11 protein-coding genes are annotated in these 14,065 nt (G+C 65.8%); 8 read left to right on the plus strand and 3 right to left on the minus strand.

Features of this window, described 5'->3' with window-relative positions; genetic code table 11:
• Window positions 1–29 precede the first annotated feature (29 nt).
• Together FHS47_RS02520 and FHS47_RS02525 are read right to left on the minus strand one after the other, a co-directional pair.
• Window positions 30–2,285 carry a DUF1631 domain-containing protein gene (locus FHS47_RS02520; protein ID WP_167022516.1) on the minus strand — a complete coding sequence of 752 codons (2,256 nt, stop codon included), beginning with the start codon at window positions 2,283–2,285 and terminating at the stop codon, window positions 30–32.
• A gap of 78 nt (window positions 2,286–2,363) precedes the next feature.
• The gene (locus tag FHS47_RS02525; RefSeq protein WP_167022519.1) at window positions 2,364–2,654 is read right to left on the minus strand and encodes a Trm112 family protein; all 291 of its coding nucleotides are present in this window, start codon (window positions 2,652–2,654) and stop codon (window positions 2,364–2,366) included.
• 73 nt (window positions 2,655–2,727) lie between these two features.
• Here FHS47_RS02525 and purE point away from each other — a divergent pair, with 73 nt between their 5' ends.
• On the plus strand, window positions 2,728–3,243 hold the full coding sequence (purE, locus tag FHS47_RS02530; protein ID WP_167022522.1) for a 5-(carboxyamino)imidazole ribonucleotide mutase: 516 nt from the start codon (window positions 2,728–2,730) through the stop codon (window positions 3,241–3,243).
• Entirely contained in the window at window positions 3,240–4,394 is a 1,155-nt protein-coding gene (locus FHS47_RS02535; protein WP_208381753.1) for a 5-(carboxyamino)imidazole ribonucleotide synthase, read from the plus strand. The genes purE and FHS47_RS02535 overlap by 4 nt, the downstream gene beginning before the upstream one ends.
• Before the next feature lie 144 nt (window positions 4,395–4,538).
• Here FHS47_RS02535 and FHS47_RS02540 read toward each other — a convergent pair whose 3' ends face one another.
• Window positions 4,539–5,120: a Fe-Mn family superoxide dismutase gene (locus tag FHS47_RS02540; protein WP_167022525.1), complete on the minus strand. Its 582-nt coding sequence runs from the start codon at window positions 5,118–5,120 to the stop codon at window positions 4,539–4,541.
• A 109-nt stretch (window positions 5,121–5,229) separates the two neighbouring features.
• Between FHS47_RS02540 and grxD the strand changes: the two genes are divergently transcribed.
• The 6 genes from grxD to ppnN all read left to right on the plus strand — a co-directional run bounded on the left by grxD (window position 5,230) and on the right by ppnN (window position 14,063).
• Window positions 5,230–5,553: a Grx4 family monothiol glutaredoxin gene (gene grxD, locus FHS47_RS02545; RefSeq protein WP_167022528.1), complete on the plus strand. Its 324-nt coding sequence runs from the start codon at window positions 5,230–5,232 to the stop codon at window positions 5,551–5,553.
• Window positions 5,550–6,317, plus strand: a complete 768-nt coding sequence (locus FHS47_RS02550; RefSeq protein WP_167022531.1) for an SDR family NAD(P)-dependent oxidoreductase — start codon at window positions 5,550–5,552, stop codon at window positions 6,315–6,317. The genes grxD and FHS47_RS02550 overlap by 4 nt, the downstream gene beginning before the upstream one ends.
• Window positions 6,318–6,341: 24 nt before the next feature.
• Window positions 6,342–6,938: a YhgN family NAAT transporter gene (locus tag FHS47_RS02555; protein WP_167027569.1), complete on the plus strand. Its 597-nt coding sequence runs from the start codon at window positions 6,342–6,344 to the stop codon at window positions 6,936–6,938.
• A 95-nt stretch (window positions 6,939–7,033) separates the two neighbouring features.
• A complete protein-coding gene (locus tag FHS47_RS02560) occupies window positions 7,034–8,740 on the plus strand; it encodes a lysophospholipid acyltransferase family protein (protein WP_167022534.1) in 1,707 nt (568 codons plus the stop codon).
• 407 nt (window positions 8,741–9,147) lie between these two features.
• On the plus strand, window positions 9,148–12,507 hold the full coding sequence (locus FHS47_RS02565; RefSeq protein WP_167022537.1) for a TonB-dependent receptor: 3,360 nt from the start codon (window positions 9,148–9,150) through the stop codon (window positions 12,505–12,507).
• Window positions 12,508–12,665: 158 nt separating this feature from the next.
• Complete coding sequence (gene ppnN / locus FHS47_RS02570) at window positions 12,666–14,063, plus strand: nucleotide 5'-monophosphate nucleosidase PpnN (protein WP_167022540.1); 1,398 nt, start codon at window positions 12,666–12,668, stop codon at window positions 14,061–14,063.
• The last annotated feature ends 2 nt before the right edge of the window (window positions 14,064–14,065 follow it).

Here is a 14,065-nt window from a genome sequence, read left to right on the forward strand (position 1 = left end):
GTGCCCAGGGAAGAGGGCGCTACCTTACCTCAACCCTCGGGCTGACGAAGCTTCTCCACGATGGCGTCCATCGCGCGGTCGAACAGCAGGGTGGAATCGAGCACGCGCGCCGTGCCGCTGGCGAACGCCTGGGCAAGGCCGGCGAGGCTGTGGTCGGCCACCTTGAGGCCGCGGCGGTTCACGAAGAGGTAGCGACCGCTGATCGGGCTGATCCACGACAGCTTTGCGCGATCGGTGGTGCCGTCGGGCGCCGTGAATTCCAGCCACTGGCCGACCTTGAGCTCACGCGCCTGTGCCAGGTAGCGCTCGTCGAAGGCCTCGTCGGCCAGGGCCTCCACTTCCTCGTCCGGCTCCGGCGCGGCCAGCGGTTCCTCGATGGCCTGGATGGCTTCCGGCAACGGCATGACGCTGGACACGATGGTGCCCGAAGCAGTGTCGGGTGCGGCTTCGCCCAGCTGCTGGCGATAGAACGCATGCAGCTGCCCGAGCAGTTGCTCGGTGTCCGCCTCCTGGAAGGCCACCGCAGCGAGACCGCGGCGCAGGGTGCGCTCGATGCCGGGCAACGTGGCACGAAGGTCGCGGCGGCCGTTGAGGTCGTGCACCGGCCGGGCACTGGCGATGAAGTCGTCGATGAAGCGCAGCGATTCGCGGAACTCGGGCGATTCCTCACCCTGGCGCAGCAGGGTGAGCACGATGTAGTTGGCCCACGCGCGCGTCAGCACGCCATAGACGAGCGGCGGCAGCGAGGCGCCGCCGATGCGACCGACGATTTCCTGTGCGGCGCGGCGGCGGGCCTGCTCGAGCTTTTCGCGGCCGCGGGTGGATTCCGCCACGCGCTGCTCGGCCAGTTCCGCGCGCTTGCGGCTCACGTCCAGGAAGTCCTGCAACTCGGCGGCGAGCTTCGTGAAGATGCCTACGTCGTCGTCGAAGTCGTGCAGCAGGCGTTCGACGATGGACTTCACCTTGTCGAACAGGCGTCCGTCGCGATCCGCTTCGACCGACCAGCCCTTTGCGGCATCGGCCAGCGCATCCAGCAGTTGGCGCGCCGGATGCGTCTTGTGCGCAAACATGCGCCGGTCGAGGAGGGCGACCTTGAGATAGGGGATCTGCAGGCGCGCGAGCATCACCTGCATCTCGGTGGGGAGGTTGTGATCCTCGAGGATGAACTCGAAGAGCATGCCCACCAGATCGATGGTGTCTTCGTCCATGCCGGACACGTGCGCGGTCTGCTGGCCACGCAACTGACCGATCTGGGCGAGCAGTTGTTCTTTCAGTTGCGCCACGTCGCGCGTGACATCGGCCTGCGTGGCCAGCTGTGCCGCCTGATTGGGCAACACCGCGATCTGGCTTTGCAGGAGGGTGAGCGCGCCGAGCAACTCGGTGGGGCTGGGCAGCGGCCCCGTGGCGAGCGGCGCGCCAGGGGCGCCCGCCCCGCCATCGCTGCGACGCGCGGAGAAGAGGGCATGCAGCGATTGCATGAACTCCGCGGCCGCGGCGTCCGTGACCGGTGCAGCGGCGTGTACCGGCGCCGCGGCGGACACCGGGCCGATGGGCGCGGGCGCGTCGCTGCGGCGCGCGGGAATCTCGTGGCGCAGTTGCGGCAGCACGCCCGCGGCGGCCAGCTCATTGTTGATGTCGTCGTAGAGTTCGTCGATGCCGGCGAGCACGTAGCGGTCGAACAGCTTGTAGATGATCAGCTTGACGCGGACCTCCACCACCAGCTCGCGCATCGCCTGCCGAAACGCCGCGGCGAGCGAGGCCGGCCCGACGGGGTTGCTGGCGTCGTCCATCCGGGTGCCGCCGCAGATCACCGAAAGGCGCTGGTTCACCGCGAAGAGCGCGCGGGCAAGGCGCTGCTCGTTCTTGCCGATCATGCTGGTGATCGCAAGCGATTCTTCCAGCTCGTTCTCGCCGACGAGGCTGAGTTCGATATTGGCGAGCGGACGTGCGCCGACGTCGGTGTCGGGCGCGCGCGTGCGGCCCGAGGAGAAGTCGGCCAGATCGCGGGCGACCTGGCCGAGGAAGGTGCGCTCGACGATCGCGCGTTTCTTGCGCACCTCGCGCATGCCGTCGAAGAACTGCGTCTGCGCGGCGTTGTTCTCGGCTTTCTCGGCCAGGTCGAACAGCGCGTCGTCGATGTTCTCGAACATGTTCGAGGCAAGCGCGTGCAGCCGCTTGGTGGCGAGGCCGCGCACCGTGACCAGCAGCGCACCCACGCGCTCGCTGCGCGGGTCGAGGCGCTGACTCAGGTCGACGACGTTGGACGGCTCGCTCGCGTTATTCATCGCGCATCCTGGATGTGTTTCTGGCCCCCGCCCGAGGGGTCATTGTGCGGGAACGAATGCTTTATAGCGTGACCCGCGTCACGGATTTTGTGCGCGACCGCTTTCCTGAGTAAAGCCCGCCAGCTGGAGGGTGCCGATGCCGGCCTCGGGCAGCATGACGGGAATGCCGTCTTCCACCCGGTAGACGACCTGGCCGTCGGTGGTGATCAGGCCTTCGGAGACGGGGTCGGCCACCTTTTCGCCAGCCACGGTGTCGACCGAGCCGGCGCGGATGGCGTCGTTCAGCTGATCGCGCTCCTTCGCCGAGAGCGGACGGAGGGGGCGCTTGCTGACCGGGCAGCAAAGGATGTCGAGAAGACGCTTGTCCATGGAATTGGCCGCCGCAAGGGGCCACCTGATGAAAGGAATGCCTTTACAATAGCGACTTTTGGGTGCTCCGGCCATGACTTCCAACGGCGGTAACGAAGCGGACGCGCCACGCGTAGGCGTGGTGATGGGCTCGCGTTCGGACTGGGAAACGATGGAGCATGCCTCCTCCACGCTGGCCCGTCTCGGCATCGTGCATGAGGTTCGGGTGGTTTCGGCCCACCGCACGCCCGACCTCCTGTTCGACTACGCCGCTACGGCGCGCGACCGGGGCATCCAGGTCATCGTCGCCGGGGCCGGCGGTGCCGCCCATCTGCCGGGCATGCTCGCCGCAAAGACACCGTTGCCGGTGCTGGGGGTGCCCGTGCAGTCCAAGGCCTTGAATGGCATGGATTCCCTCCTTTCCATCGCGCAGATGCCCGCCGGCATCCCCGTGGGCACGCTCGCCATCGGGCGCGCGGGCGCCGTCAACGCGGCCTTGCTGGCCGCGTCGGTCCTGGCGCTGCACGACGCGGACGTGGCTGCTGCGCTGGACGAGTTCCGCGCGGCACAGACCCGCACCGTGCTCGACGACCCGGACCCACGCACGTGAGCCGCACGCTTCCCACCGTAGGCATCCTCGGGGGCGGCCAGCTGGCCCGCATGCTGGCGCTGGCGGCGTCCCCGCTCGGCTTGCGCACCCTCGTGGTCGACCCCTCGGCCGACGCCTGCGCCGGCCAGGTGGCCGACCTCGTCGCCGCCGACTGGAGCGATACCGCCGCCCTCGCGGATTTCGCCGGCCGGGTGGATGCGGTCACCTTCGATTTCGAGAACGTGCCCGCCGCCACGGCCGAACGGTTGGCGGCGCAGGTCGCCGTCCATCCCAACCCGCGGGCGCTGGCCGTGGCCCAGGATCGGCTTTCTGAGAAAACCCTGTTCCGGGAGTCGGGTCTGAACACCCCCGAATTCGCCGCCGTGGACAGCCGGGACGATCTGGCCGCCGCGGTCGGGCGCATCGGCCTGCCAGCCATACTGAAGACTCGCCGCCTCGGCTATGACGGCAAGGGCCAGTTTCGCCTGAAGACGCCCGACGACATCGATGCCGCCTGGGCGGCCCTCGGGGAGGCCGGGACAAAGCATGGCCTCATCCTGGAGGCCTTCGTGCCTTTCGACCGCGAGCTTTCGGTACTGGCCGTGCGCGGGCGCGACGGTGAATTCCGCACCTGGCCGCTTACCCGCAACTGGCACGTCGACGGCGTGCTGTCGCTCAGCCTTGCGCCAGCGCCGGGCACGTCGGACGAACTCGAACAGGCCGCCGTTGCGCAGGCGAGGGCGATCGCCGAACGGCTCGATTACGTCGGCGTGTTCGCCCTGGAACTCTTCGTTCGCAATGGCGAGCTGCTGGGCAACGAAATGGCGCCGCGCGTGCACAACTCCGGCCACTGGACCATCGAAGGGGCGCACACCAGCCAGTTCGAAAACCACGTGCGGGCGGTGCTCGGCCTGCCGTTGGGCGATACGGGCGTGCGTGGGGCGAGCGCCATGCTGAACTGGATCGGCGAGCTGCCCGATCCGGCGCCCGTCCTCGCCACGGCCGACGGCCACTGGCACGACTACGGGAAGGAAGCCCGCCCTGGCCGCAAGGTTGGCCACGCCACCATCTGCGCCAGCGACGCCGGCAGCCTGCGGGCGAAGCTGGTATCGGTCGGCGAGGCGCTGGGCCGCAAGGAGCAAGTGGCTCCGGCGATCGAGGTGCTCGGCTGAAAACTGTGGGAGCCGGCTTTGCCGGCGATCCCGCGGCAGCGGGCAAGCAGGCCGCAAGCACCCCATCGCCGCTGAAGCGGCTCCCACAGAAAGCAAAAGGCCGGGTCTCGCGACCCGGCCTTTTCTTCCTTCCGGAAAGGAAACTCAGGCGAGATTCTTCGCTGCGAATTCCCAGTTCACGATGCTCCAGAAGTTCTCGAGGTACTTCGGGCGGGCGTTGCGGTAATCGATGTAGTACGCGTGCTCCCACACGTCGGCCGTGAACAGCGGCTTGTCGCTGCCGGTGATCGGGGTGGCGGCGTTCGAGGTATTCACGATGGCAAGCGAACCGTCGGGGCGCTGCACCAGCCAGGTCCAGCCGGAGCCGAAATTGGCGGCGGCCTGCTTGTTGAACTCTTCCTTGAACTTGTCGACCGAGCCGAAGGCCTTGGTCAGCGCGTCGGCGAGCTTTGCCGGCGGCTCGGCCTGCTGGGATGCCGGGCGCATGGAATGCCAGTAGAACGTGTGGTTCCAGGTTTGCGCGGCGTTGTTGAAGATACCGCCGGAGGACGTCTTGACGATGTCTTCCAGGGACTTGCCCTCGAACTCCGTTCCCTTGATCAGGTTGTTGAGGTTCGTGACGTAGGTCTGATGGTGCTTGCCGTGGTGGAACTCCAGGGTCTCGGCGGAGATATGCGGCTCCAGGGCATTCTTTTCGTAGGGGAGCGGCGGCAGTTCGAACGCCATAGCGGGACTCCTTAGCGGTGGCTGGGGGAAAGAGGGTAGGCAGGGGAGGCAGGGTGCCGGCACTGCTACACTATGCAACTAGTCGCATTCTAATGATGAAAACCGAGCTATGGACGTCGTAGACGAGATCAAGGCCATCGTGGCGGCCCATCCGATCGTGCTTTTCATGAAGGGCACGCCGGAATATCCCACCTGCGGCTTCTCCGACCGCGCGGTAAAGGCCTTGCAGGCGGCGGGCGCGACGTTCCACGACGTGAACGTGCTGGCCGACCCGCGCATTCGCGCAGGCCTGCCGCACTACTCGAACTGGCCGACGTTCCCGCAACTGTTCCTCCTCGGCGAATTCATCGGGGGCTGCGACATTGTCGAAGACCTGCACGCCGCGGGCGAGCTCAAGCGCATGGCCGCCGACGTCGCGGGGACCGCGTCGTGAGTGCATTGCCGTCCGTGCGCCTGCCTGAGGGCTGGGCGCCGGCGCCCGGCGCGCTTGCCGGGCGTGTCGTCATCGTCACGGGGGCCACGGGTGGCCTGGGTGGCGAAACGGCGAAAGCCGCGACGCGGGCCGGTGCCACGGTGGTGATCACCGGGCGCAAGGTGCGCGCGCTGGAGAAGGTATACGACGAACTCGTGTCCCTGGGCGGCGGCGAGCCCGTCATCCACCCGCTCGATCTCGAAAGCGCCACGCCGGCCGACTACGCCGCGCTCGCCGAGGGCATCGAGAAAGAGTTCGGCCGCCTCGACGGCATCGTGCATGCGGCGGCGCATTTCAACGAACTCACGCCCATCGCCATGCACAAGCCGGACGACTGGCTGCGAGCGATGCAGGTGAACGTGTCTGCACCCTTCGCGCTCACCCAGGCCTGCATGCCCCTGCTCACCCGGGCGGACGACAGTGCGGTGGTTTTCGTGCTCGACGATCCCGACCTGGTGTCGCGCGCGCACTGGGGCGGCTACGGCGTTTCCAAGGCCGCCGTGGAACGCATGGCCGCCGTGCTGCACGCCGAGAACGGCCGCGGACCGATGCGCGTGCACGCGCTCCTTCCCCCACCCATGCGCACGGCCCTGCGCCGCGCGGCGTACTACGGCGAGAACACCCTTGAGAAGCCGCTGCCCACCGCTTCGGCCGATGCCATCGTCTATCTGCTTTCCGGCGCCGCGGCGGACGCGCGTGGCGCCGTGCTCGACACCCGCAATTAAGGAGCTCCACCCATGGAAACGCAGATGACGACCTTGTCAGCGGGCATCCTGCTGTTCCTGATCATGGATCCGCTGGGCAACATTCCGCTGTTCCTGGCCTTGTTGAAGGATGTGCCGCCGCAGCGCCGGCGCAAGGTCATGGTGCGCGAACTGCTCATCGCCCTGGCCGTGCTCGTGGCCTTCCTGCTCGGCGGTCAGTACATCCTCAAGGTGCTGCAGCTGCGCCAGGAATCGGTGAGCATCGCCGGCGGCATCGTGCTCTTCCTCATAGGCATACGCATGGTGTTCCCGCCGGTGGAAGGCGGGGTGTTCGGTAAGCCCGGCGAAGGCGAGCCGTTCATCGTGCCCATGGCCATCCCCGGTGTGGCCGGCCCCTCGGCCATGGCCGCATTGCTGCTGCTCACCAATTCCCAGCCCGGGCGCACGGCGGAGTGGGGTATCGCCCTGTTCCTCGCCTGGCTCGCGACGGCGATCATCCTCCTCAGCTCCACGTTCCTGTTCCGTTGGCTGGGGGAAAGCGTGCTCACCGCCATGGAGCGGCTGATGGGCATGCTGCTGATTGCGCTGTCGGTACAGATGTTTCTCAGTGGTCTTTCCGCATACCTGCATATCGCCGTCTGATCGACGTTCGGCACATTGCCGCAAGAACATACGCGGCGGTAGGGTTACTGTCATAATTGCCCGCGAGCATGTGGACGTCTAAGGGAGCCCAAGCCATGCTGAGCATCGATCAGACCTTGCTGGAACGCATGCCGTGGTTGGCGCAGCATCCGCGCCTGCGCAAGCCGCTGGTCGGCATGCTGGAAAGCCTCGCGCACGAAGACCGTTTCAATCGCACGCTGGCCCTGGCCGGTCCGGCCCAGGGCTTCGAGTTCTGTGAGAAAACACTTGAAAACCTAGGCGTCAGCTGCCGTGTGACGGAGCGCGAGCGGGAGAACATTCCGGTCGAGGGTCCGCTCATCGTTGTCGCCAACCATCCGCTGGGCATGGTCGACGCCATCGCCCTCATCCAGCTCATCGGATCGGTGCGCCGCGACGTGCGCATCCTGGGCAACGACGTGCTCGCCGCCGTGCCGCAACTCGGCTCGCTCCTGCTCCCCGTCGATGTGTTCGGCAAGGGGGCAACGTCCAAGATGCGCGCGGTGTTCCGTGCCATCGAGGCCGGCGAGGTGCTCATCATGTTCCCCGCGGGCGAGGTCTCTCGGATGCGCGCCGGCGGCGTGCGCGACGGCAAGTGGTCCGACGGCTTTGCGCGCATCGCCATGCGGGCCGGCGTGCCCGTGCTGCCCGTGCATATCGCTGCACGGAATTCCGTGGCGTTCTACGGCCTTTCGATGCTGGCCAAGCCGCTCAGCACCGCCATGCTTCCGCGCGAAGCCACCTCGGGCCGCCAGCGCGTGGGTTTCCGCATCGGCAAACTGGTGGACGCCGAAGAACTGAAGCAGGCCAGCGGCGGTTCGTCCGAACAGGCCGCCAAGCTCATGCGCCGCCACGTGTACCGCGTGGCGCGCCAGCGCGGGTTGGTGTTCGGTGGGCAGACGCCGCTCGCGCATCCGGAACCGGTGGAGCGCGTGGTGGCGGAGCTGGACCAGGCCGAGTGCCTGGCCGAGCTTGCGGACGGCAAGAAGATCCTGCTCATGCGCGGCTCGTCCGACAGCTACACGATGCGCGAGATCGGCCGCCTTCGCGAACTCACCTTCCGCCGGGTGGGCGAGGGCACCGGCAAGCGGCGCGACCTCGACGCCTACGATCCGCTTTACGAACACCTGGTGCTGTGGGACGCGAAGGCATTGCGCATCGTGGGCGCCTATCGCTTCGGCCACGGCGGCCGCCTCATCGCCGAGCACGGCATGAGCGCGCTGTACACCTCGAGCCTGTTCGACTATTCGCCGGCGCTGGAGTCCCGCCTCGCGCAGGGTCTCGAACTCGGCCGCAGCTTCATCGCGCCGGCGTACTGGCGGTCGCGTGCCCTCGATCAGCTCTGGCAGGGCATTGGCCTGTACCTGCAGCGTCACTGTGAGCTGCGCTACCTGTTCGGGCCCGTAAGCATGTCGGTCACGATGCCGCGCGAGGCCCGCGAGTGGATCGCCGCCGCGCACCAGCATTTCTTTGGCGCACCCGGACTGGCCGCCGCCCGTCTTCCGTTCGTGATCCCCGAGACCACCATCGAATCGGTGCGCCGCGAACTGGAAGGTCTCGACCCCGCAGCCGGCCTGGGCAAGCTCAAACACCGGCTCGACGCGCTGGGCGTCACCCTCCCGGTGCTCTACCGGCAGTACGTGGACCTCGTGGAGCCCGAAGGCGTGCAGTTCCTCGCCTTCGGCGAAGACCCGGAATTCTCCGGGTGCGTCGACGGCCTGGTCATGCTCGATCTGGCCTCGCTGAAGCCGGCCAAGCGCTCGCGCTACCTCGGCAAGAACTGACGCTCCGAGCCCTGGGGGTCTGTGGGAGTCGCCACCTCGGCACGGCCCGGGCTCGCACGGCTGACGCCCCGAAAATGTGTAAGGTGGTTCTTACACCGCCCAGCACTCACATCCGTGACGAACAAAAAATATATTTCAAAACAATGACTTGAATAGCATTGATGCCCATGTAGGAAAAAGTGGTATTTATCAAATGGGCGTGAAAACGTTACAAATCTGTCATACAATGCCGTTAAAGTTGGCTTAACAACTGTCGCCACCGCGTCCATGGATCGGGCCGGCCCATACGAGACGACACAGCCAGAGATTGGGGAAACCACACGGGTAGCGCATTGCCGGGCTCAACGCCAGGTCGCCGTCCGTTTGGCCGAAAAATTTTTCGTTGCAAGCCACAGGGTCGACCATTAATGAATAGCCGAGTCCGCGCCAAACTTCTGCCGTTTGCGATCGCATCGCTGCTCGCGGCACCTGCCTTCGCGCAGGAGACGTCCTCCACGATCAGCGGCCGCGTCCTGGACGCCAGCGGCCAGCCGGTCGCCAACGCCACCGTGGTGATCGTGCACGAGCCGTCGGGCACCTCGAAGACCACCACCACCGATGCCAGCGGTCGTTATTCGGCGCAGGGCCTGCGCGTGGGCGGTCCGTTCGACGTGACGGCCACCAAGGACGGCATGCCGTCCGTCCGCCAGGACAACGTCTACCTGCAGCTGGGCAGCGACACGGCCGTGAACCTCACGGCGTCGGCCGCCAGTGCCGCCGATGCCACCGCGCTGGGCGCGGTCACTGTGTCGGCTGTCTCGGGCCAGTTCACTTCGGAGAACAAGGGCCTCGGCACCAACATCTCGCAGCGCGAACTGAAGGCCGCGCCGTCGCCGAGCCGCAACATCGCCGATATCGCACGCCGCGACCCGCGCGTGAACGTCGACCACGGCACGGGCGCCATCTCGGCCAATGGCCAGAACACGCGCATGAACAGCATCAAGGTCGACGGCCTTGGTGTGGGCGACCCGTTCGGTCTCAATTCCACCGGCATGCCCACCGTCGGCTCGCCGGTGTCGCTCGACACGATCGACTCGTTCAACATTTCCACTGCCAACTACGACGTCGCTTCCGACACCGTGGGCGCGGAAATCAATGCGGTCACCAAGTCGGGCACGAACGAGTTCCACGGTTCGGTGTATTACGGCTTCAAGAACGCCAGCAGCATGGTCGGCAAGGCCGGCTGGCTCGACAACAATCGCGACTACACCGAGTTCGACCGCAACTGGACGGCCGGTGCGACCGTCGGCGGCCCGATCATCAAGGACAAGCTGTTCTTCTTCGCGGGCTACGAGAAGGAAGAAGTCACCGGCTTGAGCTCCGGCGCTGTCAACGGTCTGGATCCTTCGCTCAGCCGTTCGACCATCAACAAGGTGTCGCCTGGCGACCTGCAGAGCATCATCAATGCCGCGAACGGCCTCGGCCTCCAGCCGGGCTCGCTGGGCGCGAACGCCGGCACGCTCACCGACAAGCGTTACATCGCGAAGATCGACTGGAACATCACCGACGGCCACCGCATGAACCTTGCGTACTCGCGTACCAAGGAAGTGAAGCCCAACCCGCAGGGTAACGGTGCGTCCACCATCGGCCTTTCGAGCTACTGGTACACCGTCAACTCCGACATCAAGAACTACACGCTTCAGTCGTTCGACGACTGGACCGACAATTTCTCGTCGGAAACCAAGATCGGCTACAGCGACTACCAGCTGAACCGCTCGGTGCCTTACCAGCAGCCGCAGATCACCGTGCGCCTGAACAACACCGGTTTCGGTAGCAGCGCCACCGGCCCGACGATCAACCTCGGCGAAGACCAGTTCAGCCACTACAACTCCGCATCGGTGAAGAGCCTCAACGCGATGTGGGCGGGCACGCTGTATCTCGACGAGCACACCATCAAGGGTGGTTTCGAGTGGGAGCGTAACCGCATCTACAACCTGTTCGGCCGCACCGAGTTCGGCGCGTATACCTTCGGCAACAACGGCCTCACCAACTTCGGTCCCGGCCTGTACAGCAACTACTCGCTGTACCAGCCCGCGCCGGGTTTCTCGCTCAACGACATCGCCGCCCAGTGGGAGCTGCGTCGTCAGACCTTCTTCCTGCAGGACACCTGGCAGCCCACGGATAACCTCTCCGTGCAGTACGGCTTCCGCGTCAACAAGTACCTGACCGACGACAAGCCGCTGTACAACGCCGACTTCCAGCGCTCGTTCGGCTTCAGCAACGCCAACACGATCAACGGCAGCAAGCTGGTCGAGCCGCGCCTGTCGTTCAACTACACCTTCGACAGCGAGTACAAGACCCAGCTGCGCGGCGGCGTGGGCCTGTTCCAGTCCGATCCGCCGACCGTGTGGATGACGAACCCGTACCAGAACAACGGTATCAACATCGTCACCTATTCCTACGATCGTCAGGCGAACGGCCTGTGCAACCTGGGCTCGCAGAAGAACATTCCTTGCCCGGCGTTCAGCGCCAACCCGTTCGAGCAGCCCACCAGCGGTCCGGGCACCGTCCCGCAGCAGGCCGTCGACACCGTCGACAAGAACTTCAAACTGCCGAGCGTGTGGAAGTCGTCGCTGGCCTTCGATCGTGAGCTGCCGTGGCAGGGCATCATCGCCAGCATCGAGTGGCAGCACCTCGACGTGCAGGATGGCATCCTCTACCAGAACCTCAACCTCGGTGCGCCGACGGGCATCATGCCGGACGGCCGCTACACCTACGCCGGCTGCATCGGCGGCTCCACGCCGCTCGGTGGCCCGACGGGCGCGGCTTGCGGTGGTGCGAACGCCAACGGCTCGAACACCGGCGGTGCCAACGCTCGCTACCGCCAGAACGGTCGCTTCGCCCAGGGCGTGACGTACCTGACCAACACCCACAAGGGTGGTGCCGACACGGTCACCCTGTCGTTCACCAAGCCGATGGAGAACGGCTGGTCGTGGAGCGTCGCGGCGACGGGTGGTCACTCGACCGAAGTGAACCCGGGTACCTCGAGCCAGGCGACGTCGAACTACTCGAACAGCGCCTGGTACAACCCGAACGAAGACGTGGCCTCGACGGCCAACACGAACATCGCCAAGCGCCTCAACGCTTCGCTGACGTGGCAGCACAATTTCTTCGGCGACTACGCGACGACGATCAGCGCGTTCTACGACGGCCATACCGGTGTGCCGTACAGCTGGATCTTCGGCAACGACTCGAACGGCGACAGCTACTCGAAGGACCTGGCGTACATCCCGACCCGCGGCGATGGCACCCTCTTCCGCAATTCGGGCGGTACGGCCGCGGCCTCGCAGCAGCTGGTCGACCAGTTCTACAGCTACATCCAGAGCGACGACTACCTGCGCAAGCACCAGGGCAAGGTCGCCCGTCGCAACGGCGCCACCTCGGCGTGGGTCAATCAGATCGACCTGAGCCTGAGCCAGGAAGTGCCCGGCATCTTCAAGGGCAACAAGGGCGAGATCCGTCTCGACATCTACAACTTCCTGAACCTGGTGAACAAGGACTGGGGCCAGCAGTCGTACATCGGCTTCCCGTACACCCGTAACCTCGCCAACTTCGGTGGCGTGGATCCGACCACGGGCAAGTACATCTACAACCTGCCGACCGACGCCAACGGCAACTACCAGCCGGGCCAGAAGGCCGTCTACGACGCCCCGACGGACAACAGCGCGACCAAGGTGAACCCGGTCTCGCGTTGGTCGGCCATGCTGACCCTGCGTTACACGTTCTAAGCGAAGGATTCGCGGAGCGATCCAGGCCGGCACCCGCAAGGGTGCCGGCCTTTTTTCGGGCTTGACCCCCGCCGACCACTCGCGTGATCCTAGGCGGTCCGCTCCCACCCCGGGGCGGGGTTCGCCGCTAATTCGCGGTCAGAAGGACAGGTAACACCATGAATGCCATTCAGTTCGGGGAGCCCGTCAGCGGCAAAACCGTCAGCGCCCGCGTCTCGCCGGCCGGCGGCCTCGACATCCTTTCCCGTAACGAGGTGGCCCGCCTGCGCGACGCCAGTGGGTCGGGCCTGCACCAGTTGCTGCGCCGCTGCGCGCTGGCGGTGCTGACTTCCGGCAACCTCTCCGACGATCCGGGCAGCATCTTCGAGCAGTACCCGGATTTCGACATCCAGGTGCTGCAGGAAGACCGCGGCATCAAGATCGAGTTGAAAAATGCGCCGGAGCAGGCCTTCGTCGATGGCCGCATCATTCGCGGCATCAATGAACTGCTCGTGGCCGTCGTGCGCGACATCGTGTACGTGTCCACACAGCTCGAAGCCGGTGCCTTCGATCTCGACGACACCGTGGGCATCACCCATGCGGTGTTCGAGATCCTGCGCAACTCGCGCATCCTGCGTCCCCAGGTGGATCCGAACCTCGTGGTCTGCTGGGGCGGCCACTCGATCTCGCGCGACGAATACGAGTACACCAAGCGCGTCGGCTACCAGCTGGGTCTGCGCGGCATGGATATCTGCACCGGGTGCGGTCCCGGCGCGATGAAAGGCCCCATGAAGGGCGCCACCATCGCGCATGCAAAGCAGCGCCGGAAGGGCAATCGGTACATCGGTATCACCGAGCCGGGCATCATCGCGGCGGAATCGCCCAACCCGATCGTGAACAACCTCGTGATCATGCCGGACATCGAGAAACGCCTCGAGGCGTTCGTTCGTCTCGGCCACGGCATCATCGTGTTTCCGGGCGGCGTGGGCACGGCCGAAGAAATCCTCTACATGCTCGGCATCCTGCTGCTGCCGCAGAACAAGGATATTCCGTTCCCGCTGATCTTCACCGGCCCGCAGAAATCCGCCGCGTATTTCGAGCAGATCGACCGCTTCCTGCGCCTGTCGCTGGGTGACGAGGTCGCCCGTCATTACAAGATCGTCATCGACGATCCCGCCGCCGTGGCCCATGCGATGGTTTCCGGCATCGAAAAGGTGCGCAACCACCGCCTGGACAACAAGGACGCGTTCTTCTTCAACTGGGCGCTCGACATTCCGTTGTCGTTCCAGCAGCCGTTCCGCCCGACGCACCAGGCCATGGCCTCGCTGGCGCTGCACCGTGGCCGGCAGCGTCACGAGCTGGCGGCAGACTTGCGGCGTGCCTTCTCAGGCATCGTCGCGGGCAACGTGAAGGAAGAGGGCGTCAAGGCGATCGAGCAATACGGCCCGTTCGTGATCGACGGCGAGACGGAGATCATGCGAGCGCTCGACGACCTGCTGAAGGCGTTCGTGGAGCAGCACCGCATGAAGCTTCCGGGCGGCACCGCCTATGAGCCTTGCTACGTCGTTCGCACCTGAGT

This window comes from Luteibacter sp. SG786 (assembly GCF_011759605.1).
GTDB lineage: Bacteria > Pseudomonadota > Gammaproteobacteria > Xanthomonadales > Rhodanobacteraceae > Luteibacter.